This is a genomic window from Pseudomonas sp. LBUM1641 (genome assembly GCF_059716235.1).
Map to the genome: position 1 here is coordinate 1,486,131 of NZ_CP166815.1, position 21,377 is coordinate 1,507,507.

The 21,377-nt window shown below is 61.4% G+C and carries 19 protein-coding genes; 13 read left to right on the forward strand and 6 right to left on the reverse strand.

Annotated features, from left to right (window positions below):
- The first annotated feature begins 77 nt into the window (after window positions 1–77).
- Window positions 78–1,424, forward strand: coding sequence for a spinster family MFS transporter (locus tag ACA046_RS06710; RefSeq protein WP_497676144.1), 1,347 nt, complete (start codon window positions 78–80; stop codon window positions 1,422–1,424).
- A gap of 180 nt (window positions 1,425–1,604) precedes the next feature.
- Here ACA046_RS06710 and rapA read toward each other — a convergent pair whose 3' ends face one another.
- Window positions 1,605–4,451, reverse strand: coding sequence for an RNA polymerase-associated protein RapA (gene rapA, locus ACA046_RS06715; protein ID WP_076016548.1), 2,847 nt, complete (start codon window positions 4,449–4,451; stop codon window positions 1,605–1,607).
- Between the two features lie 216 nt (window positions 4,452–4,667).
- Between rapA and ACA046_RS06720 the strand changes: the two genes are divergently transcribed.
- Window positions 4,668–5,009, forward strand: a complete 342-nt coding sequence (locus tag ACA046_RS06720) for an aspartate-semialdehyde dehydrogenase (RefSeq protein ID WP_076016549.1) — start codon at window positions 4,668–4,670, stop codon at window positions 5,007–5,009.
- On the opposite strand, the gene ACA046_RS06725 is transcribed toward ACA046_RS06720, so the two are convergent.
- The 3 genes from ACA046_RS06725 to ACA046_RS06735 all read right to left on the reverse strand — a co-directional run bounded on the left by ACA046_RS06725 (window position 5,006) and on the right by ACA046_RS06735 (window position 7,630).
- Window positions 5,006–6,202 carry an aminotransferase class V-fold PLP-dependent enzyme gene (locus ACA046_RS06725; protein WP_497676145.1) on the reverse strand — a complete coding sequence of 399 codons (1,197 nt, stop codon included), beginning with the start codon at window positions 6,200–6,202 and terminating at the stop codon, window positions 5,006–5,008. The two genes, ACA046_RS06720 and ACA046_RS06725, sit on opposite strands and share 4 nt — an antisense overlap.
- Window positions 6,199–6,669, reverse strand: coding sequence for a RidA family protein (locus ACA046_RS06730; protein ID WP_497676146.1), 471 nt, complete (start codon window positions 6,667–6,669; stop codon window positions 6,199–6,201). The genes ACA046_RS06725 and ACA046_RS06730 overlap by 4 nt, the downstream gene beginning before the upstream one ends.
- 88 nt (window positions 6,670–6,757) lie before the next feature.
- The gene (locus ACA046_RS06735) at window positions 6,758–7,630 is read right to left on the reverse strand and encodes a LysR substrate-binding domain-containing protein (protein WP_497676147.1); all 873 of its coding nucleotides are present in this window, start codon (window positions 7,628–7,630) and stop codon (window positions 6,758–6,760) included.
- A gap of 51 nt (window positions 7,631–7,681) precedes the next feature.
- Here ACA046_RS06735 and ACA046_RS06740 point away from each other — a divergent pair, with 51 nt between their 5' ends.
- Entirely contained in the window at window positions 7,682–7,924 is a 243-nt protein-coding gene (locus ACA046_RS06740; protein WP_143503642.1) for a hypothetical protein, read from the forward strand.
- Between the two features lie 143 nt (window positions 7,925–8,067).
- Entirely contained in the window at window positions 8,068–8,184 is a 117-nt protein-coding gene (gene ccoM, locus ACA046_RS06745) for a cytochrome c oxidase subunit CcoM (RefSeq protein ID WP_010176679.1), read from the forward strand.
- Window positions 8,185–9,143: 959 nt separating this feature from the next.
- On the opposite strand, the gene ACA046_RS06750 is transcribed toward ccoM, so the two are convergent.
- Window positions 9,144–10,619: an inorganic phosphate transporter gene (locus ACA046_RS06750; RefSeq protein WP_076016552.1), complete on the reverse strand. Its 1,476-nt coding sequence runs from the start codon at window positions 10,617–10,619 to the stop codon at window positions 9,144–9,146.
- A gap of 310 nt (window positions 10,620–10,929) precedes the next feature.
- Complete coding sequence (locus ACA046_RS06755; protein ID WP_201121955.1) at window positions 10,930–11,130, reverse strand: hypothetical protein; 201 nt, start codon at window positions 11,128–11,130, stop codon at window positions 10,930–10,932.
- Between the two features lie 619 nt (window positions 11,131–11,749).
- Here ACA046_RS06755 and pcaR point away from each other — a divergent pair.
- The 9 genes from pcaR (at window position 11,750) to ACA046_RS06800 (ending at window position 21,373) form a co-directional block, all read left to right on the forward strand.
- Entirely contained in the window at window positions 11,750–12,592 is an 843-nt protein-coding gene (gene pcaR, locus ACA046_RS06760) for a pca regulon transcriptional regulator PcaR (RefSeq protein WP_003219833.1), read from the forward strand.
- Between the two features lie 148 nt (window positions 12,593–12,740).
- On the forward strand, window positions 12,741–14,087 hold the full coding sequence (gene pcaK / locus ACA046_RS06765; protein WP_076016554.1) for a 4-hydroxybenzoate transporter PcaK: 1,347 nt from the start codon (window positions 12,741–12,743) through the stop codon (window positions 14,085–14,087).
- Window positions 14,088–14,343: 256 nt separating this feature from the next.
- Window positions 14,344–15,201, forward strand: a complete 858-nt coding sequence (locus ACA046_RS06770) for a CoA transferase subunit A (RefSeq protein WP_003219830.1) — start codon at window positions 14,344–14,346, stop codon at window positions 15,199–15,201.
- Window positions 15,198–15,980 (forward strand): CoA-transferase subunit beta, encoded by a 783-nt coding sequence (locus tag ACA046_RS06775; protein WP_497677050.1) that lies wholly within the window; start codon window positions 15,198–15,200, stop codon window positions 15,978–15,980. The genes ACA046_RS06770 and ACA046_RS06775 overlap by 4 nt, the downstream gene beginning before the upstream one ends.
- Window positions 15,977–17,182 (forward strand): 3-oxoadipyl-CoA thiolase, encoded by a 1,206-nt coding sequence (gene pcaF, locus ACA046_RS06780; RefSeq protein ID WP_173860403.1) that lies wholly within the window; start codon window positions 15,977–15,979, stop codon window positions 17,180–17,182. Before ACA046_RS06775 ends, pcaF begins: the two co-directional genes overlap by 4 nt.
- 28 nt (window positions 17,183–17,210) lie before the next feature.
- Window positions 17,211–17,915 carry a protocatechuate 3,4-dioxygenase subunit beta gene (gene pcaH / locus ACA046_RS06785; protein ID WP_076016558.1) on the forward strand — a complete coding sequence of 235 codons (705 nt, stop codon included), beginning with the start codon at window positions 17,211–17,213 and terminating at the stop codon, window positions 17,913–17,915.
- A gap of 1 nt (window position 17,916) precedes the next feature.
- Window positions 17,917–18,483 (forward strand): protocatechuate 3,4-dioxygenase subunit alpha, encoded by a 567-nt coding sequence (pcaG, locus tag ACA046_RS06790; protein WP_003219820.1) that lies wholly within the window; start codon window positions 17,917–17,919, stop codon window positions 18,481–18,483.
- A 180-nt stretch (window positions 18,484–18,663) separates the two neighbouring features.
- Window positions 18,664–19,959 (forward strand): MFS family transporter, encoded by a 1,296-nt coding sequence (locus ACA046_RS06795; protein ID WP_497676148.1) that lies wholly within the window; start codon window positions 18,664–18,666, stop codon window positions 19,957–19,959.
- A gap of 49 nt (window positions 19,960–20,008) precedes the next feature.
- On the forward strand, window positions 20,009–21,373 hold the full coding sequence (locus ACA046_RS06800) for a 3-carboxy-cis,cis-muconate cycloisomerase (RefSeq protein ID WP_497676149.1): 1,365 nt from the start codon (window positions 20,009–20,011) through the stop codon (window positions 21,371–21,373).
- Window positions 21,374–21,377: the final 4 nt, after the last annotated feature.

The following is a 21,377-nucleotide window of genomic DNA, read 5'->3' on the forward strand; positions in this document are numbered from 1 at the left end:
GGCTGACTAGATTGCAGGTTCCGGGCTCAGGATGCGTCTGGCATCGCGGCTCACATAACAATAAAAGAGACGGACCCATGCAGAACTCGACCCAAGCGGCGAATGCCTGGCGCATTCTGTTCCTGTTGTTCCTGGCCAACCTGTTCAATTTTTTCGACCGCACCATCCCCGCGATCATCATCGAACCGATCCGGATGGAGTGGCACCTCAGCGACTTCCAGCTCGGCATCATCGGTACTGCGTTTACCATTGTTTATGCGATTGCTGGCTTGCCCCTGGGGCGCATTGCCGATACTGGCTCGCGCAGTAAGCTCATGGGCTGGGGCCTGGCGGCGTGGAGCGGCCTGACGGCGGTCAATGGCTTGGTGGGCAGTTTCTGGACCTTTTTGCTGGTGCGCATGGGCATCGGCATCGGCGAGGCCAGCTATGCACCGGCGGCGAACTCGTTGATTGGCGACTTGTTTCCGGCCCACCGCCGGGCGCGGGCCATGGGCATCTTTATGCTGGGTCTGCCTTTGGGCCTGTTGCTGGCGTTCTTCACTATCGGTGCGATGGTCAAGGCGTTCGACAGCTGGCGCGCGCCGTTCTTTATTGCGGCGGTGCCGGGGCTGATCCTCGCGGTGTTCATGTTCTACATCAAGGAACCCAAGCGCGGCGCCGCCGAAACCGTGCAAGTCTCCCAAGAGAAAGTCGACCGCCCGATTCGCCGGGTGCTGGCGGTACCGACGTTCCTTTGGCTGGTGCTGGCAGGCTTGTGCTTCAACTTCGCCACCTACGCCTGCAACTCGTTCCTGGTGCCGATGCTGCAGCGCTATTTCCTGCTGCCGTTGCAGGATGCGGCGGTGGCGACCGGGGTGATTGTCGGGGTGACGGGGTTGTTTGGCCTGACGCTGGGCGGTTGGGTGGCGGACAAGATCCATCAGCGGGTGGCCAATGGGCGGCTGTTGTTCGCGGCCTGCAGCTTGATTATCTCCACCGTGACCACCGCCTGGGCGTTGCATGCCGGGCGGATCGAAATTGGTGTGTTTGTGGCGCTGTTCAGTGTCGGCTGGTTGTTTGCCTACAACTTCTATACCTGTGTTTATACGGCGATTCAGGACGTGGTGGAGCCGCGCTTGCGGGCGACGGCGATGGCATTGTTCTTCGCCGGTTTGTATTTGCTGGGTGGTGGCATGGGGCCGATTGTGGTGGGCGGGTTGTCGGATCATTTTGCCCATTCGGCGATGTATGCGGCGGGGGCGGAGCAGATGACCGAGGCTTATAAAGCCATAGGCTTGCACGATGCCATGTACCTGATTCCGGTGGCGCTGTTTCTGACCATGCTGTTTTTGTTCCAGGCGTCGCGGTGTTTTGTGCGGGATGCCCAGCGGATGAAGGATGGGTTGGGGGTGGTGGAGGTGCCGGCTACGGCGGTTACTGCCTGAATACATAATCCCTGTGGTGAGGGGGCTTGCCCCCCGTTGGAGTGCGCAGCGCTCCCGCTCTTTTGGGGCCGCTACGCAGCCCAACGGGGGACAAGCCCCCTCGCCACAGAGGTTACCGATACCCATAAAAAAGGCCCGCATTGCGCGGGCCTCTTTGTTCAGCAGGGCGGGGCGGCGAGGTTAGCCCGCTACCAGCACCCGAATCGCTTCCAGTCGCAGCGCAGCCTTGTCGAGCATGGCCAGACCTTGCTCGCGCTGTTGGCGCAGGGCAACCAGTTCGCTGTCACGCACGGTCGGGTTGACCGCTTGCAACGCGGTCAGGCGCGCCAGTTCTTCGTCGGTGTCCGCCGCCAGGCGACGTTGAGCCTCGGCCACGCGCTCGGCGTGACGCGGGGCGATCTTCTCTTCACCGGCGTTGATCCGTGGCGTCAGTTGGTCGCGCTGGGCCTGGACGAACTTGTTGGCGCTGGCCCGCGGCACGCTTTCCAGCTGGTCGTTCAAGGTCAGGAACGAGACGCGGCCCGACAGGTCATTGCCGTTGGCGTCCAGCAGGCAGCGCAGCGCGGCCGGTGGCAGGTAGCGGCCCAGTTGCAGCGAGCGTGGGGCAACCACTTCGCTGACGTAGAGCAGTTCCAGCAACACGGTGCCCGGCTTGAGCGCCTTGTTCTTGATCAGCGCCACAGCGGTGTTGCCCATGGAACCGGACAGCACCAGGTCCATGCCGCCTTGCACCATCGGGTGTTCCCAGGTGATGAACTGCATGTCTTCGCGGGACAGCGCCTGGTTGCGATCGTAGGTGATGGTCACGCCTTCGTCGTCGCCCAGGGGGAAGCTGGCGTCGAGCATTTTCTCGCTCGGCTTGAGGATCAGCGCGTTTTCCGAATGGTCTTCGCTGTCGATGCCGAAGGCGTCGAACAGGGTTTCCATGTAGATCGGCAGGGTGAACTGGTCGTCTTGCTCCAGGATGTCTTCCACCAGCGCATCACCTTCGCCAGCGCCGCCGGAGTTGAGCTCCAGCAAACGGTCGCGGCCGGTGTGCAGCTCGGCTTCGAGGCGCTCGCGCTCGGCACGGGCTTCGTCGATCAGCGCTTGCCACTCGCCGTCGTCGGCATTTTCCAGCAGCGGCAGCAGGCGCGGGCCGAACTGGTGCTGCAAGGCGTTGCCGGTCGGGCAGGTGTTGAGGAACGCGTTCAGCGCTTCGTGGTACCACTGGAACAGGCGCTCTTGCGGGCTGGTTTCCAGGTACGGCACGTGGAGTTCGATCACATGCTTCTGGCCGATCCGGTCCAGACGGCCGATCCGCTGTTCCAGCAGGTCCGGGTGGGATGGCAGGTCGAACAGCACCAGGTGGTGGGAGAACTGGAAGTTGCGGCCTTCACTGCCGATTTCCGAGCAGATCAGCACCTGGGCGCCGAACTCTTCATCTGCAAAGTAAGCAGCGGCGCGGTCACGCTCGAGGATGTTCATGCCCTCGTGGAACACCGTGGCCGGGATGCCGGAGCGCACGCGCAGGGCGTCTTCCAGGTCCATGGCGGTTTCGGCGTGGGCGCAGATCACCAGGACTTTGGTGCGCTTGAGCATTTTCAGCTGATCGATCAGCCACTCGACGCGCGGGTCGAAACGCCACCAGCGTTGTTCTTCATCCACATCCGGCTGCGACTGGAAGCTGACTTCCGGGTACAACTCGGCGTGTTCGCCCAGGGGCAGTTCGAGGTATTCGTCAGGGCACGGCAGCGGGTAGGCGTGCAGCTTGCGCTCCGGGAAGCCTTGCACCGCGGCGCGGGTGTTGCGGAACAGCACGCGGCCGGTGCCGTGGCGGTCCAGCAGTTCGCGTACCAAACGGGCGCTGGCTTCGGCGTCGCCATCGTTGACGGCGGTCAGCAGCGCTTCGCCTTCGTTGCCGAGGAAACCCTGGATGGTCTTGTGGGCGGCCGGCGAGAGGCGGCCCTTGTCCAGTAGCTCCTGAACGGCTTCGGCCACCGGGCGATAGTTTTCGCTCTCGGCGCGGAAGGCGTGCAGGTCGTGGAAACGGTTCGGGTCCAGCAGGCGCAGGCGCGCGAAGTGGCTGTCCTGGCCCAGTTGCTCAGGGGTTGCGGTGAGCAGCAGCACGCCCGGAATCACTTCGGCCAGTTGCTCCACCAGCGTGTACTCGGGGCTGGCTTTTTCTTCGTGCCACACCAGGTGGTGAGCTTCGTCGACCACCAGCAAATCCCAGCCGGCGGCGAACAGCGCGTCCTGGGCCTTCTCGTCGTCCACCAGCCATTCCAGGGCCACCAGCGCGAGCTGGGTGTCTTCGAACGGGTTGGCGGCATCGCTTTCGATAAAGCGCTCTTCGTCGAACAGCGCAACCTGCAGGTTGAAGCGGCGGCGCATTTCCACCAGCCACTGGTGCTGGAGGTTTTCCGGCACCAGGATCAGTACGCGGTTGGCGCGACCCGACAGCAATTGGCGATGAATCACCAGGCCGGCTTCGATAGTCTTGCCCAGGCCCACTTCGTCTGCCAGCAGAACCCGCGGCGCGATACGGTCGGCGACTTCACGGGCGATGTGCAGTTGGTGCGCGATAGGTTGCGCACGCACGCCGCCCAGGCCCCAGAGCGAGGACTGCAACTGGCGGCTGGTGTGTTCAAGGGTGTGGTAGCGCAGGGAGAACCAGGCCAGCGGGTCGATCTGGCCGGCGAACAGACGGTCGCTGGCCAAACGGAACTGGATGAAGTTCGAGAGTTGGGTTTCCGGCAGGGTGACCTGCTCGTTCTGCCCATTGAGGCCGTGGTAGACCAGCAGGCCGTCGACATCGTCGACTTCTTGCACGGTCATTTTCCAGCCTTCGAAATGGGTGATGGTGTCACCCGGCGAAAACCTCACGCGAGTGAGGGGCGCATTCCGTAGCGCATACTGGCGAGTGTCGCCAGTGGCCGGATAGAGCACGGTTAACAAGCGGCCGTCCTGTGCCAGAACGGTGCCTAACCCCAGCTCTGCTTCGCTGTCACTAATCCAGCGTTGCCCCGGTTGATACTGCTGCGCCATGCTGCCTGACTCCCGCCGTGAAAAAGCCGACTATTCTAACGGAACACGGCTTCCAGACCAAAAGGAATAGGTGCAGCTTCAAGCTTTAAGCTACAAGCGGCAAGAAAAAGGGCTGTATGTTCGTCGGATAGATGACGATTGGTTCACAAGTTGGCGGCTTGACGCTCAAGTCGTCACCCACGCAGCCGACAGTCTGCTGAACAGGAGACTATTAATATGCTGCCACCCATGCTGCCCCTGAGTGTTGTGCCGGTCACGTCGCAGCTTGACCCGGTGCGCCAGAAACCGGATATCCCGCCCGTGGTGCCGGTTCAACCAGGCTCCAACGAAAGCACCATCGACCTGCAAAAGCGCGACCCCGAGGAAGCGGCACTGTTGCTGCGCGAGGAACAGCGACGCCAGCAGGAACAGCAAAAGCGCCGCCGCGAAGCCGATGAGGATCCGCAGGAGCACCTGGCTGTTCCCGGTGACGAACTCAACGCCGACAACACCGTGCCGGTGGTGCCGCTGATTGAAGACGCGCCACGCCAAGGCTTGTGGGTGGACGTCGAGGTTTAATCCTGCAGTTCGTGCAGGGCGGCGATCAGTTGCCCGATGTCTTGTGCCGTGTTGAGGTAGCTCACGGAGATTCGCGCCACGCTGTCCAGCTCGCGGGCTTGCATGTCCAGCGGCGTGTAGGGCACACCGTTGGCACCGATGTTGATTCGCTTGAGCCCCAGGCGGCGCTTTAGCTCGAAGGCGTCCCAGCCGGCGAGGTTGAAGGCGATCAGGGCGGACTGGTTTGCGGCAATACCCAAATCATGCAGGGTAATCCCCTCGATCCCGCGTAGTTCTTCGCGGATCGTGTCACTTAGAAGCCGAACCGTCCGGCGAATCCGCTCAACGCCCAGTCGATTGACCTCCAGCAACGCATTGCCCAGGCCTGCCAACAGCGCGAATGACACTTCGCTGGTTTCAAAGCGCCGGGCGTCGTTGCGCAAATCGAAACCCGCAGGGCTCCAGGGCGCAGAAAACACATCGCGTTGGGCCGGGTTCAAGCGCTCGAGAAAATCCGGCCGCACATACAGCAATGCGGTTCCCCGCGGGCCTCGCAGATGCTTGCGCCCGGCGCCCTTGAGCACATCGCAGTACAGTGCTTGCACATCCACCGGCACTTGGCCGAGGGCTTGCCCGGCGTCGATGAAATAAGCTATGCCATGACGCTTGGCCAACGCGCCGATGGCCTCGGCAGGGTTGATCAAGCCGCTGTTGGCGGGGAGCCAGGTCAGGTCGATCAACCGCACCCGGGCGTCGAGCATGGCTTCCAGGCCGGCGACGGACACCGCGCCGGTTTCATCGCAAGGGATCACCTCTACGTGCGCACCCGCTTGCACGGCTGTCTGCATGCTGGCCAGGTTGCCGCCCCATTCGTGGCGGCCCACCAGAATACGGTCGCCCGGTTTCCACGGCCCCAGCGCCTGGAACGCCATGCTCCAGGCGGTCGAGCCGCTGCTGGCAAAGGCAATCGATGACACCGGCGCGTTGAGCAATTGCGCGGCGGCGCGACGGGCTTTTTCCGCCAATAGTGCACCGTGTTCGCCGGCCTCCATCGGCCCATCCCGGGCTTCGCGTTGCAACTGGTCAATGATTGCGTCGAGCGTCCCTTGGCTCGGCAGGGAGGCCCCGGCGTGGTTGAAGTGGACGATGCCGGACTGGCAGCCCGGCGTTTCGTCCCGCAGTTCCCGGACTTGCGTCAGGGACAGCGCGGTCACGGCTGCAGCTCGAAAATCGCATCGATCTCCACTGCCACACCGCCCGGCAAACTGGCGACGCCCACGGCAGTACGGGCGTGCCGGCCTTTGTCACCCAGGGCGTTGACCAGCAGGTTCGAAGCCCCATTCGCGACTGCGCCCTGGCGCTGGAAATCACCGCTGCTGGCGATAAACACGCCCAACCGAATGATGCGCACCAGCCGCGACAGGTCATCGCCCAGGGCATCGCTCAATTGCGCCAGCAAGCCCAGCGCGGCGAGTTCGGCGGCCTTGGCACCTTCTTCTTCGCTGATGGACTCGCCAAGCCGGCCGATGTAGGTGGGTTTGCCGTCCTGCAGCGGGATTTGGCCGGAGATGAACAGTTGGTTCTGGCTGATCACGTAATTGACGTAGTTGGCGATCGGCTGGCTGGGTGTCGGCAGGCTCAGGCCGAGGGCTTGTACACGTTGCGAGATGGAATGGCTCATGTTGAATCCTCTTGGGAAGAGTCTTCAGCATGGGCGGCGTGGTTTTGGTCGACAAACGGATAGATCTCACTCGACGTATCGAAATAACTCATGCGTCGGCACAGATTTCCCGTAGCCATTCACTGAAACAGGTGGCCGCTTGGCTGGTGTCGCCTTGCGGGGTGATCAGCCAGTAGCCGATCTCGCTGTGGTAGGGCGGCCAGTCGAAGGCTTCCACCAATGTGCCATCCTTCAACCTGCGCTCGATCAGGCGGTGGCGCCCCATGGCGATGCCTTGGCCGGCGACGGCGGCTTCCACCACGATGTTGTAGTCGTGCAACAGTGCCTTGGGGTAATGCTCCACATCCACCTGGTAATGCCGGGACCAGTCGGTCCACTCGAAAGGGCGGTGCGAGGTGGCCATCAACAGCGGGCCGTTCTCCAGTTGGCTGGCCTTGAATGCCGGGCTGCACACCGGTGACAGGGTTTCGCTCATCAGGCGCGTGGCCTGCACGTCGGCCCAGTCGCCCTTGCCGTAGCGAATCGCCAGGTCGACCTCGGCGGCGGCGACATCTGCCAGTTGAATCGCGGGCACCAACTCCACCTGAATGTGCGGGTAGCGGCTGAGAAACCCGGCCAGGCGCGGCGCCAGCCACAAGGTGGCGAACGAAGCGAGCAGGCCGACGCGCAGCACGGTGGTGGCGGGCGGGGTTTGTTGCTGGCGGGTAGCGGCGGCGATGATGTCGAGGGCGGGGCGGATTTGGTCGTAGTAGTGTTGACCGTCTTCGGTCAGATCGATGGCGCGGGTTCGTCGGATAAACAGAGGCTTGCCCAGATGCTGTTCGAGCTTCTGCACTTGATGGCTTAGGGCGCTTTGGGTCACCGACAGCTCGGCGGCGGCCTTGATAAAGCTCAGATGCCGGGCCACGGCTTCAAAGGCGCGCAGGGCCAGGAGTGGGGGAAGGTCCTTGTGCAGTGCCACGTCGAACGCTCTGTGTGAGGGTTTGGATCGGGGATTTTGCGGGCAAATGGGTTGGATGACACCGATTTTGTTTACGCGGGATTGGCGCAGGACGCATTATTGGGGCATCCAAGCCATTACGTAAGCCAAGCCATGAGTGACGATGACAAACTGATAGACCTGAATGCCGAACGGGCCAAACGTGTCCATGATCTGAATGACAAACGACTGAATGAAGTGCGCCAGGCGTTTGAGCAGGCGATGCCGTTGGGTAAGCCTAAGAAAAAGCCGAAAAACAAACCGAAAAAGCGTTGATATAGCCTGCATCGTTTGATGCAGGTCAGTTATTTCCCTTCTTTACGCTCCGTTGCGGGCGACATTGATCCTCGTCAATTTCTTCTCTCGTCTTCTTGGTTAACTTAGCCCTATCGCAACAGGGCAAGTGCAGGAGGCCGGTCATGTTTTTCGATAATGTGGTATTTGCCGGAGTGCTGACGGTTGGCCTCATGGTGATGTTCTTTGTAGGGTTTGGAATTTTTATCTGGAAAGACGCTAATAAGCGTAAGAAGCCTTAGGTCTTTTCGGGATACATGAGCACGCAAGGCATTTTGGGCGACTTCGGTCGCCTTTTTTTTGTTTTGGATTTGGTGGTGGGGTGTGGGGGTATATCCGTTATTTAGGTAACGGCTACTTATGGTTCCGCTCTTACAGCGGGTCACTTTTTTACAAACGCCTAAAAAAGTAACCAAAAAACGCTTTGCCCCACCACTCGGTGCCTCGCCTAGGCTCGGCATGCCCGCACTCCGGCCCGGTTCCGCGGGCCGCCGCGACGGGCCATCCATGGCCCGGCGCGGCTAAATCGGCTTCCCTGCCGATTTAGCCGCTCCACCGTGCCTACTTGCGGCCATCGTGGTTGACGGGGCCCGCAGATCAAAAGCAGAGCACAGCGGCCTACAGGCCGGCTTGAGTGGTAGAAGCGAAAGCAAAGCTGCTTTTCTGTAGGAGCGAGCTTGCTCGCGAAAAACCTGAGACCGCCGCGTTGAATCAGGATGCCCGCGTCATCGTTAACGACCTTCGCGAGCAAGCCCGCTCCCACATTTGGACCGTGCTCGCTTTTGATTTTGCTGTGCTGTTGCTGTTGCTTCACCACACTCAAGCCGGCCTGTAGGCCGCTGTGCCCTTGATCTGCTTGTGATCTTGATCTTAGGCGCCCCGTTAAACCACGCTGGCCGAACGTAGGCAGTACGGAGCGGGTAAACCGGCAGGACGCCGGTTTAGCCGCGACGGGGCAGGGACGCCCCGTCGCGGCGGCCCGCTTCGTGCTGCCGGAGCTGAGGGCACACCGAGCCTAGGCGAGGTGCCGAGTGGTGGGGCAAGAGCGTTTTGCTTACTTTTGCGCTCTTCAAAAGTGAGCCGCTGTAAGAGCGGAACCAATCGAAGCCATCACCCAAATAACGGATATTCACCCAAACCCCAGTCATAAAAAAAGGCGCAACCCTCACAGGTCGCACCTTCTTCACAAGCCAAAGATCTGTCAGCTACCCAAAGCCTTGGAAGCCAACCAGAACAACCCAGCCGAAAGGCCCACAGTCGCCGGCAGCGTCAACACCCAAGCCATCAAAATGGTCTTAACGGTGCCGCCTTGCAGCCCACTCTTGTTAGCCACCATGGTCCCGGCCACACCCGAAGACAACACATGGGTCGTGGATACCGGCAGGCTAAAGATGTTAGCCAAACCAATCATGCTGGCCGTGGTGATCTGCGCCGACATGCCCTGGGCATAGGTCATCCCTTGCTTGCCGATCTTCTCACCAATGGTCAACACCACACGCTTCCAGCCCACCATGGTGCCCAGGCCCAAGGCCAGCGCCACGGCCAGGATCACCCAGAACGGTGCATATTCGGTTGTAGCCGTCAGGTCCTTGCGCAACTTGTCCAGGTCCGACTTCTCACGCGCTTCCAGGCCAGGCAACTTGCCCACCTTCTTCGCGGTGTCATCCAGGCACAACAGATAACGACGCACTTCAATCCGGTGCTCGGCAGTCAACGAATGGTAGTCAGAGACACCTTTCAATGTACCCAGCAGGGCGTTGATAGTCGGTTCAGTCTGCTGCGGATTGCACTGGAACTTGCCCGGCAAATCGTCTTTCACACTCTTGCCCAGAGCAAGGAACTCACCGAGGGTTTCGTGATTACGCTGGTAGAACTGATTCAAGTGCAGCGTGGCGTCGCGGGTACGCTCGATCTGGTAAGTGGTGCTGCCCAGGTCCAGTACAAACTGCGCCGGCACGATACCGATCAACACCAGCATGATCAGGCCGATACCTTTCTGACCATCGTTGGAACCGTGCACAAAGCTCACGGCCATTGCCGAAATCACCAGTACCAGGCGGTTCCAGAACGGCGGGTGCTTCTTGTCGTCGAGTTTGCGACGCTGGTCCGGTGTCTTGTGCATCTTCGACAGCGGGCGCCACCATTTCAGGCCGAGCAGCACCAGGGCTGCCACCGCGAAACCAGCCATCGGCGAAAACACCAGCGAGGCGCCGATATCGATCGCTTTCTGCCAGTTCACGCCGTCAGCCAGCGGAATGTCGTTGATCAGGGCATTGGCCAGGCCGACACCGAGGATCGAACCGATCAGGGTGTGGGAGCTGGACGCCGGGATCCCGAAATACCAGGTGCCGAGGTTCCAGGTGATCGCCGCGGCCAATAACGAGAAGACCATGGCCAGACCGTGGCCGGTGTTCACATTGATCAGCAACTCCACCGGCAGCAAGTGCACGATGGCATATGCAACACCGACACCACCGAGCAACACGCCGAGGAAGTTGAACACCCCGGAGAAGAACACGGCCAGATGCGGAGGCATGGCTTTGGTATAGATGACTGTGGCAACCGCGTTAGCGGTGTCATGAAAGCCATTGATGAACTCGAAGGCGAGGACAAAGGCCAGGGCGAGCAACAGGCTCACGAGAACCCAAGCATCCAGTCCGCTGAATAAATCGATCATGAAGGTTTTCTGACCCGGTCGTAAGGGGGCGCGATTATGCCAGAAAACATCGGTAATCAATGCACTAGCTGCTCATCGGTAACATTCTTCAACGAAAAAAAATGAGGGGGAGGGGCGCGTCCCGGCGTTTTCGGGGCTTTGGCAAGTGTTTGATTTATAACGAAGATAGCGAAAATATGCGGGTTAAACCGCCAGAAGGGAACTTCTGAAACAATTGTATGAAATTTCGGTAAGACGCCATGAGGGAGCTTCTCCCTGCCAGTGCGGTGCTGGCAGAGAGATGGCACCGTGGATGCTCAACCCGAATCGCTTATGGCTCTCCGGCTTTGAGGTCCTGTTCAATCTTTTGGATTTCCTGGGCAAAGGCCTGGTCGAGCAGACTGGCTCGTTTGCGCCAGGGCTTGCGTTCAGGTTCTGGCTGGGCGGCGTAGGTGGTGACTTCCCCGCCGTAAACATCCTTGTAACGTTGTTCCTGGCGCTCAAGTTCCGCGCGCAGTTCGTCTTTCGTCACATTGTTACCTAATTGAGTTGAGTTTAATTCCAGTGAAGCGCGATGCAGGGAAGGATCAATCACTTCCTTATTGCATGCGGCCACGGCACCGGAAGAAGAACAGCTGTCGTAGCAACAGTTTCTTTTTACAGTCGCAAGCCATTGGCAGCATCTTGCATGAGTGTCAGGTACTTGCGGCGGGGCCTGCGCAAAGGCGATGGGTTGCCCGGTCAGGCTCGGATCGGCGTTTTGAAACGGAGCCGGCCTCGCACAGGATGCATTATAGCCATACGTTTGAGTAACACTATCACCATCAAGTTAAAAATCGTCAACTTTGTGTGAGGGTTTTGTTACTCAAGCACGTGAGGTAATTGCTCAACTATTGACGTCATAAATTGTGCCGTGTTCTACAGGCGGTAAATAAACCTTAAGTTCTCTCGTACATCAGAAGATTCTGAAAGTCGATTGAGAGGTGGACCAACCTGGGCCGACCGCCGGCGGGCGGTGACTAATTGCGATAATCGAATGACCGTCCGATAATCGCCCAATCTTGCCCGCCTTGCCTTGTGTATCGATTACACGGCGGCTTGTAATAGCGCTCCCCCCCCGCAGCGGTTAAAAATAAGAGAAAGGACCCCAAATGAACGATCAATTGCGCAACTCCTTCGCGTCAGTGGCGCCGCCGATCGTTGCGTCACCGGCCAAGCGCATCCAGGCGTTTACCGGTGATCCGGACTTCATGACCTCTCTGGCCCGTGGCCTGGCCGTGGTGCAGGCGTTCCAGGAGCGCAAGCGCCACCTGACCATCGCCCAGATCAGTCACCGCACGGAAATTCCCCGCGCCGCCGTACGCCGTTGCCTGCATACCCTGATCAAACTCGGCTACGCCACCACCGACGGGCGTACCTATTCACTGCTGCCCAAGGTGCTGACCCTCGGCCACGCCTATCTGTCGTCCACGCCCCTGGCGGTTTCCGCCCAGCCGTACCTGGACCGCATGAGCGAGCAACTCCACGAAGCCTGCAACATGGCGACCCTGGAAGGCGATGACATCCTCTACATCGCCCGTTCCGCCACCACCCAGCGCCTGATTTCCGTCGACCTTTCCGTGGGCGGCCGCTTGCCGGCCTATTGCACCTCCATGGGCCGTATCCTGCTGGCCGCGCTGGATGACGCTTCACTGCAGGACTATCTCGACCACGCCGACCTGCAAACCAAGACCAGCCGCACCCTCACCACCCCGCAAGCCTTGCTCGAATGCCTGCAGGAAGTGCGGCAACAAGGCTGGTGCATTGTCGACCAGGAACTGGAACAGGGCCTGCGTTCCATCGCCGTGCCGGTATACGACGCCTCGGGCCAGGTACTCGCCGCGCTGAACGTCAGCACCCATGCCGGGCGGGTCAGCCGCAGTGAGCTGGAGCAGCGTTTCCTGCCAAGCATGCTCAGCGCCAGCCAGGAGCTGAGTGCCCAGCTGTTTGCGTAAGCTGTTCGGTGACCGCACAGATCCCGGCTGGATGAATTGACGGTGTTTCCCAAGGCTTATTAATGTGCGGCAGCGCTTCAAGGCGCCGCCCCAATAATAATGACGACTCAAGGTCGTTCGCCGGCCCATCGGTGTGGAAATAAAAATAATGAATCAGCCTTCACCTGCTGTCGGTACTTGCCTGGACGTTCAGTCCTTCATCAACGCCCAGCCGCTGTCGCGGTATCAGTGGCGGGTGGTGATCCTGTGTTTTCTCATCGTCTTCCTCGACGGCCTCGACACCGCCGCCATGGGCTTTATCGCCCCTGCGCTGTCCCAGGACTGGGGCATCGACCGCGCCAGCCTCGGCCCGGTAATGAGCGCCGCGTTGATCGGCATGGTCTTTGGCGCCCTCGGCTCCGGTCCGCTCGCGGACCGCTTCGGACGCAAGGTGGTGCTGGTGGGGGCTGTGTTGGTGTTTGGTGCCTTCAGCCTGGCATCGGCCTACAGCAGTAACGTCGATCAACTGCTGATCCTGCGTTTCCTCACCGGCCTGGGCCTGGGCGCCGGGATGCCGAATGCCACGACGCTGCTCTCCGAATACACCCCGGAACGTCATAAGTCGCTGCTGGTTACCAGCATGTTCTGCGGCTTCAACCTGGGCATGGCCGGTGGCGGGTTTATCTCGGCCAAGTTGATCCCGGCTTTTGGCTGGCACAGCCTGCTGATGATCGGCGGCATCTTGCCGTTGATTCTCGCGGTGGTGTTGCTGTTCTGGCTGCCGGAGTCGGCGCGTTACCTGGTGGTGCGCAATCGCGGCACCGACAAGGTGCGCAAGACCCTCGCGCCCATCGAACCCAGCATCGTCGCCCAGGCCGCAAGCTTCAGCGTGCCCGAGCAAAAAACCGTCAAGGCGCGCAACGTGTTCGCGGTGATCTTCTCTGGCACCTACAGCGCCGGCACCTTGCTGTTGTGGCTGACCTACTTCATGGGCCTGGTGATTGTTTACCTGCTGACCAGTTGGCTGCCGACCCTGATGCGCGACAGCGGCGCCAGCATGGAACAGGCCGCGTTTATCGGCGCGTTGTTCCAGTTTGGCGGCGTATTGAGTGCGGTCGGCGTGGGCTGGGCGATGGACCGGTTCAATCCTCATAAGGTCATCGGCGCCTTCTACTTGCTGGCCGGGGTGTTTGCCTACGCGGTGGGGCAGAGCCTGGGCAATATCACGCTCCTGGCGACCCTGGTGCTGATCGCCGGCATGTGTGTCAACGGTGCGCAATCGGCGATGCCGTCGCTGGCCGCACGCTTCTACCCGACCCAAGGCCGTGCCACCGGTGTGTCGTGGATGCTCGGCATCGGCCGTTTTGGCGCGATCCTCGGTGCATGGATGGGCGCCACCCTGCTGGGCCTGGGCTGGAACTTCGAACAGGTGCTGACAGCCCTGGTGATTCCGGCGGCATTGGCCACCACGGCGGTGGTGATCAAGGGCATGGTCAGCCATGCGGACGCTACCTGAAGCGATTTTTTGTAGGAGCGAGCTTGCTCGCGAAAGTCTTCAGCGATGACGTTGGCATTCTGAATGAACGCGGCGTCTTCAAGTTTTCCGCGAGCAAGCTCGCTCCTACAGGGAAAGATAGCTTGCAAACAATTCGTTCGATAATCGAACACTCAGTCGATTATCGGATTGTTTGGCTTCAACCCCCGGCTTAATCTTCAAGCACTTCGGCGCTGCCTCCAGCGCCTTTTTCGATCGATACCGGGAGCCCAACCCCATGGCTGAAATCCTTTCGCTGGCTGATGCGGTCAAGCAGTTCGTGAATGACGGCGACACCGTTGCACTCGAAGGCTTTACTCACCTGATCCCTACGGCGGCAGGTCATGAAATCATCCGTCAGGGCAAGAAAGACCTGACGCTGGTGCGCATGACGCCCGACCTGATCTACGACCAGTTGATCGGCGCCGGCTGTGCACGCAAGCTGATTTTCTCCTGGGGTGGCAACCCGGGTGTGGGCTCCCTGCATCGCCTGCGGGACGCGGTTGAAAAGCAATGGCCGCAACCGCTGGAGATCGAAGAACACAGCCACGCCGACCTGGCCAATGCCTACGTCGCCGGGGCATCCGGCCTGCCATTCGCGGTGCTGCGCGCCTACGCCGGTTCCGACCTGCCCAAGGTCAACCCGCTGATCAAGACCGTGACGTGCCCCTTCACCGGCGAAGTGCTGGCTGCCGTGCCATCGGTGCGCCCGGACATCACCGTGATCCACGCACAAAAGGCTGACCGCAAGGGTAACGTGCTGCTCTGGGGCATCCTCGGTGTGCAGAAGGAGGCGGCCCTGGCAGCCAAGCGCTGCATCGTCACCGTCGAAGAAATCGTCGACGACCTCAACGCGCCGATGAACGCCTGCGTCCTGCCGACCTGGGCCCTGACCGCCGTGTGCCACGTGCCAGGCGGCGCGCACCCGTCCTACGCCCACGGTTACACCGAGCGTGACAACCGTTTCTACCAGGCGTGGGACCCGATCGCCCGGGACCGTGAGACGTTTACTGCGTGGATCAACGAATACATCCACGGCACTGCCAACTTCAGTGAATTCCAGGCCAAGCTGGCCACCGCGCAGGAGGCCAAATAATGGCTTACTCCACCAATGAAATGATGACCGTCGCCGCCGCGCGCCGCCTGAAGAACGGTTCGGTGTGCTTCGTCGGCATCGGCCTGCCCTCCAAGGCCGCCAACCTGGCGCGCCTGACGTCGTCGCCCGACGTCGTGCTGATCTACGAGTCTGGTCCGATTGGCGCCAAGCCATCCGTGCTGCCGCTGTCCATCGGTGACGGCGAGCTGGCGGAAACCGCTGACACCGTGGTGCCGACCGGCGAGATTTTTCGCTACTGGCTGCAGGGCGGGCGGATTGACGTCGGCTTCCTCGGTGCGGCTCAGGTCGACCGCTTCGGCAACATCAACACCACCGTGGTCGGTGATTATCACCTGCCCAAAGTGCGCCTGCCGGGTGCCGGTGGCGCGCCGGAGATTGCCGGTTCTGCCAAGAGCGTGCTGATCATCCTCAAGCAGTCGGCGCGTTCGTTTGTCGACAAGCTGGACTTCATCACCTCGGTCGGCCACGGCGAAGGCGGTGACTCGCGCAAACGCCTGGGTCTGCCAGGCGCCGGTCCCGTAGGCATCATTACCGACCTGTGCATCATGGAACCGGAGGAGGGCAGCCACGAATTTGTCGTCACCGCCCTGCACCCCGGCGTGACCCGTGAGCAAGTGGTGGCCGCCACCGGTTGGGCGATTCGTTTTGCCGACCAGGTGACCACCAGCGCCGAACCTACCGAGATTGAACTGACCGCCCTGCGCGACCTTGAGGCACGCACCGCTGCCGCCCACGGCCAAGCACCCGGAGAAGCCTGATGCGCGACGTATTTATCTGTGACGCCATTCGTACCCCCATCGGCCGTTTTGGCGGCGGCTTGTCCACCGTGCGCGCCGATGACCTGGCGGCACTGCCGATCAAGGCGCTGATGGAGCGCAACCCGTCGGTGGACTGGAACGCGGTGGATGAAGTGTTCCTCGGCTGCGCCAACCAGGCTGGCGAAGACAACCGCAACGTGGCCCGCATGGCAGCATTGCTGGCGGGCCTGCCGGAAAGCATTCCCGGCGTCACCCTGAACCGCCTGTGTGCCTCGGGCATGGACGCGATCGGCACGGCTTTCCGCGCCATCGCCAGCGGCGAAATGGAGCTGGCGATTGCCGGTGGCGTTGAGTCGATGTCCCGCGCACCGTTTGTGATGGGCAAGGCCGATGCGGCGTTCTCGCGCAATATGAAGCTGGAAGACACCACCATCGGCTGGCGTTTTATCAACCCGTTGATGAAGGCCCAGTACGGCGTCGATCCGATGCCGCAAACCGCCGACAACGTGGCCGACGATTACAAAGTCTCCCGCGCCGATCAGGACGCCTTCGCCCTGCGCAGCCAGCAACGTACTGCTGTTGCACAGGCTGCCGGCTTCTTTGCTGAAGAAATCGTGCCGGTGCGTGTCGCGCATAAAAAAGGCGAAACCGTGGTCGAGCACGACGAGCATCCACGGGCCGATACCACCCTGGAAGCCTTGACCAAGCTCAAGCCGGTCAACGGCCCGGACAAGACCGTCACTGCGGGCAACGCCTCGGGTGTGAACGACGGCGCCGCAGCGCTGATCCTGGCCTCCGCTGAAGCCGTCAAAAAACATGGCCTGACCGCTCGCGCTCGTGTGCTGGGCATGGCCAGCGCCGGTGTGGCACCTCGGGTCATGGGCATCGGCCCGGTGCCGGCCGTGCGCAAACTGGTGGAGCGCCTCGGCCTGGCGGTCACCGATTTTGATGTGATCGAGCTCAACGAAGCGTTCGCCAGCCAGGGCTTGGCCGTACTGCGCGAACTGGGGATTGCCGACGACGCACCGCAGGTCAACCCGAACGGTGGTGCCATTGCCCTTGGCCACCCGCTGGGCATGAGCGGCGCGCGTCTGGTACTGACTGCACTGCATCAGCTGGAAAAAACCGGTGGCAGCAAAGGCCTGGCGACCATGTGTGTCGGTGTTGGCCAAGGCCTGGCCCTGGCGATCGAACGCGTTTGAGACCCACAAGAATAAAGAGGATTGCTCCATGAGTGACAAGCCCGGATACCGGCGCCCGCAAGCGGGTACTCAGCCTGATTACCTGCACCCGGCCTACCAGTCGACGAACCTGCGTTCGCCGTCCAAGCCGTTGGTGTTCCTGCCCCATTCCTTGTCGGAAATCACCGGCCCGACCATCGGCGCCGAACGGATCGACGAGAAGGACAACGACCTGACCGCCCAGCATGAAGGCGAGCCCCAGGGCGAACGCATCATCATTCACGGGCGCGTGCTGGATGAAAACGGCTTGCCCGTGCCCGGCATCCTCGTGGAAATCTGGCAGGCCAACGCCGCCGGCCGCTACAACCACAAGCGCGACCAGCACGACGCGCCGCTGGACCCGAACTTCACCGGCACCGGGCGCACGGTCACCGACGCCGAGGGCTGGTACCAGTTCCAGACCATCAAGCCCGGCGCCTACCCGTGGGGTAACCACCACAACGCGTGGCGCCCGGCGCACATCCACTTCTCGCTGTTCGGCCCGAGTGTGCTGACGCGGTTGGTGACGCAGATGTATTTCCCCGGCGATCCGCTGCTGGCGTACGACCCGATCTACAACTGCGTCCCGGATACCTCCGCCAAGGAACGCCTGATCGCCAGTTTCGACCTGGAAAAAACCATTCCGCACTATGCCCTCGGCTACCGCTGGGACATCGTCCTGCGCGGCCGCGACGCCACGCCGATGGAGAAATAAGATGAGCCTCAACGCGACTACTTCCCACACCGTCGGGCCGTATTACCACATCGGCCTGACCTGGCTGAACCGCGAAGACCTGACCGTTGCCGCCACCCTCGGCGAGCGTGTGGCGATCACCGGGCAGGTGGTGGATGGCAATGGCGATGTGGTCAACGACGCCATGCTGGAAGTCTGGCAGGCCAATGCGGCCGGCAAGTACGACCATCCTGAGGATGAGCAGGACAAGCCGGTGGACCCGAACTTCGAAGGCTTTGGCCGGGTGCCGGTGGACGCCGAAGGGCGTTTTCGCTTTACCACTATCAAGCCGGGCAGTGTGCCGGGGTTGAAGGGCACGACCCAGGCGCCGCACCTGGTGGTGTTGGTGTTTGCCCGTGGGTTGGTGAAGCACCTGCTGACGCGGATTTACTTTGACGGTGAGGCAGCGAACGGCGATGACGCGCTGCTGGCGTGTGTGCCGCAGGAGCGCCGGCGCACGTTGATCGCCAAGGCGGATGCGGCGGGTGTGTATCAGTGGAATGTGATTTTGCAGGGGACAGACGAAGAGACGGTGTTCTTCGATTATTGAGTTGGCTGGGGATCTATCGCAGGCAAGCCAGCCCCCACAGGGGAATGCATTCCAAATGTGGGAGCCGGGTTTGCCCGCGATGAGGCCGGCACAGGCGACAAATATCCAAAAGTCTGCTTGCGGAACATGGTTGTTGCAAAGTATGTCTAGGCTATAACCGTTCCCACTGAGTGAAAAAACATGACAACAAAAACCAGCCACTACACCGGAGAAGAACGCAGCAAAAGGATTTTTGCGATTGTCGGTGCCTCTTCCGGCAACCTCGTCGAATGGTTCGACTTCTACGTCTATGCCTTCTGCGCCATCTATTTCGCCCCGGCGTTTTTCCCGTCGGACGACCCCACCGTGCAACTGCTCAACACCGCTGGTGTGTTTGCCGCCGGCTTCCTGATGCGTCCCATTGGCGGCTGGCTGTTCGGCCGGGTGGCGGATAAACACGGTCGCAAGAATTCGATGATGATCTCGGTGCTGATGATGTGCGCCGGCTCCCTGGTCATTGCCTTTTTGCCCACCTACAAAGACATCGGCGCCTGGGCCCCGGCCTTGCTGCTGGTGGCCCGGTTGTTCCAGGGCCTGTCGGTAGGCGGCGAATACGGCACCACCGCTACCTACATGAGTGAAGTGGCCCTCAAGGGCCAGCGCGGGTTCTTTGCCTCGTTCCAGTACGTGACCCTGATCGGCGGGCAACTGCTGGCGGTGTTGGTGGTGGTGATCCTGCAACAGATCCTCACCGAAGACGAACTGCGTGCCTGGGGCTGGCGGATTCCGTTTGTGATCGGCGCCATTGCGGCGGTGATCTCGCTGCTGCTGCGCCGCACCCTGAAAGAAACCACCAGCAAGGAAACGCGTGAAGACAAGGACGCCGGCAGCATTGCCGCGCTGTTCCGCGATCACAAGGCGGCGTTTATCACCGTGCTCGGCTACACCGCCGGCGGCTCGCTGATTTTCTACACGTTCACCACCTACATGCAGAAGTACCTGGTGAACACCGCCGGGATGCACGCCAAGACCGCCAGCTACATCATGACCGGCGCGCTGTTCTTCTACATGTGCATGCAGCCGGTGTTCGGCATGTTGGCGGACAAGATTGGCCGCCGTAACTCGATGCTGTGGTTCGGCGCGCTGGGCACGCTGTGCACCGTGCCGATCCTGCTGACCCTGAAAACCGTCAGCAGCCCGTTCCTGGCCTTTGTGTTGATCACCCTGGCGCTGGCCATCGTGAGCTTCTACACCTCCATCAGCGGCCTGGTGAAAGCCGAAATGTTCCCGCCACAAGTACGGGCATTGGGCGTGGGCCTGGCGTATGCGGTGGCTAACGCGATCTTCGGCGGTTCGGCGGAATACGTGGCCTTGGGGCTCAAGTCCATGGGCATGGAGAACACCTTCTACTGGTACGTCACGGCGATGATGGCGGTGGCGTTCCTGTTCAGCTTGCGTTTGCCCAAACAGGCGGCGTACTTGCACCACGATCTGTAACCGGCTGGCGCATGCCCCTCTTCGGGTATGCGCCACCTAGGGATGTTTTATGACGATGCGCACGAGCAACCAACTGTTCGACGCCTACTTCACCGCCAACAGCATGGCCGAAGTGTTCTGCGACCAGGGGCGCTTGCAGGGCATGCTGGATTTCGAAGCGGCACTGGCCCGGGCCGAGGCTCAGGTCGGGTTGATCCCGCAAGCGGCTGTCGCGCCCATTGCCCAGGCTTGCCTGGCTTCTCTCTACGACGTTGATGCCCTCGGCGAGGCAATTGCCACTGCGGGCAATTCGGCGATTCCGTTGGTCAAGGCCCTCGGCAAGTTGATCGCCAGCGAAGATGCCGGCGCCGAACGTTATGTGCATCTGGGTGCTACCAGCCAGGATGTGATGGACACCGGCCTGGTGCTGCAACTGCGCAGCGCTGTCGAGTTGATCGAACACGACCTGGCGCGGTTGGGTGGCATCCTGGCCGCGCAGGCTCAACGTTATGCGACAACTCCTTTGGCTGGCCGGACGTGGCTGCAGCATGCAACGCCGGTCACCCTGGGCATGAAAATCGCCGGCTGGCTCGGCGCGGTTACCCGGAGTCGGCAGCGCCTTCGTGAGCTCAAGCCGCGTTTGCTGGTGCTGCAATTTGGCGGTGCTTCCGGAACCCTGGCGGCCTTGGGCGAACAGGCGATGCCGGTGGCGCAAGCCTTGGCGGCCGAGTTGCAACTGGGCCTGCCGGAACAACCCTGGCACACCCAGCGCGACCGGCTGGTGGAGTTTGCCTCGGTGCTTGGTTTGATCGCCGGCAGCCTCGGTAAACTCGGCCGCGACATCAGCTTGCTGATGCAGACCGAAGCGGCGGAAGTGTTCGAACCCTCGGCTCCCGGCAAGGGTGGCTCTTCGACCATGCCCCACAAACGCAACCCAGTGGGCGCCGCCGTGCTGATCAGCGCCGCGACCCGCGTGCCCGGCCTGGTAGCGACAATGTTCAGCGCCATGCCCCAAGAGCACGAACGCAGCCTCGGCCTGTGGCACGCCGAGTGGGAAACCTTGCCGGAAATTTGCCGGCTGGTGTCCGGTGCGTTGCATCAGGCGCTGCTGGTGAGCGAAGGGCTGGAAGTTGACCCCGGGCGCATGTCCCGGAATCTGGATCTGACCCAGGGCCTGGTATTGGCCGAAGCGGTCAGCATCGTCCTTGCCCAGCGCCTGGGCCGCGAAACCGCGCACCATCTACTGGAACAATGCTGCAAGCGCGCCGTCGCCGATGGCCGCCACCTGCGGGCGGTGCTGGGTGACGAACCGCAAGTGACCGCCGAACTGTCGGCAGCCGAGCTCGATCGCCTGCTGGACCCGGCGCACTACCTGGGCCAGGCACACACCTGGGTCACCCGGGCCGTGGCCGAACATTTTGCTTTGACTGCCTGAGGAG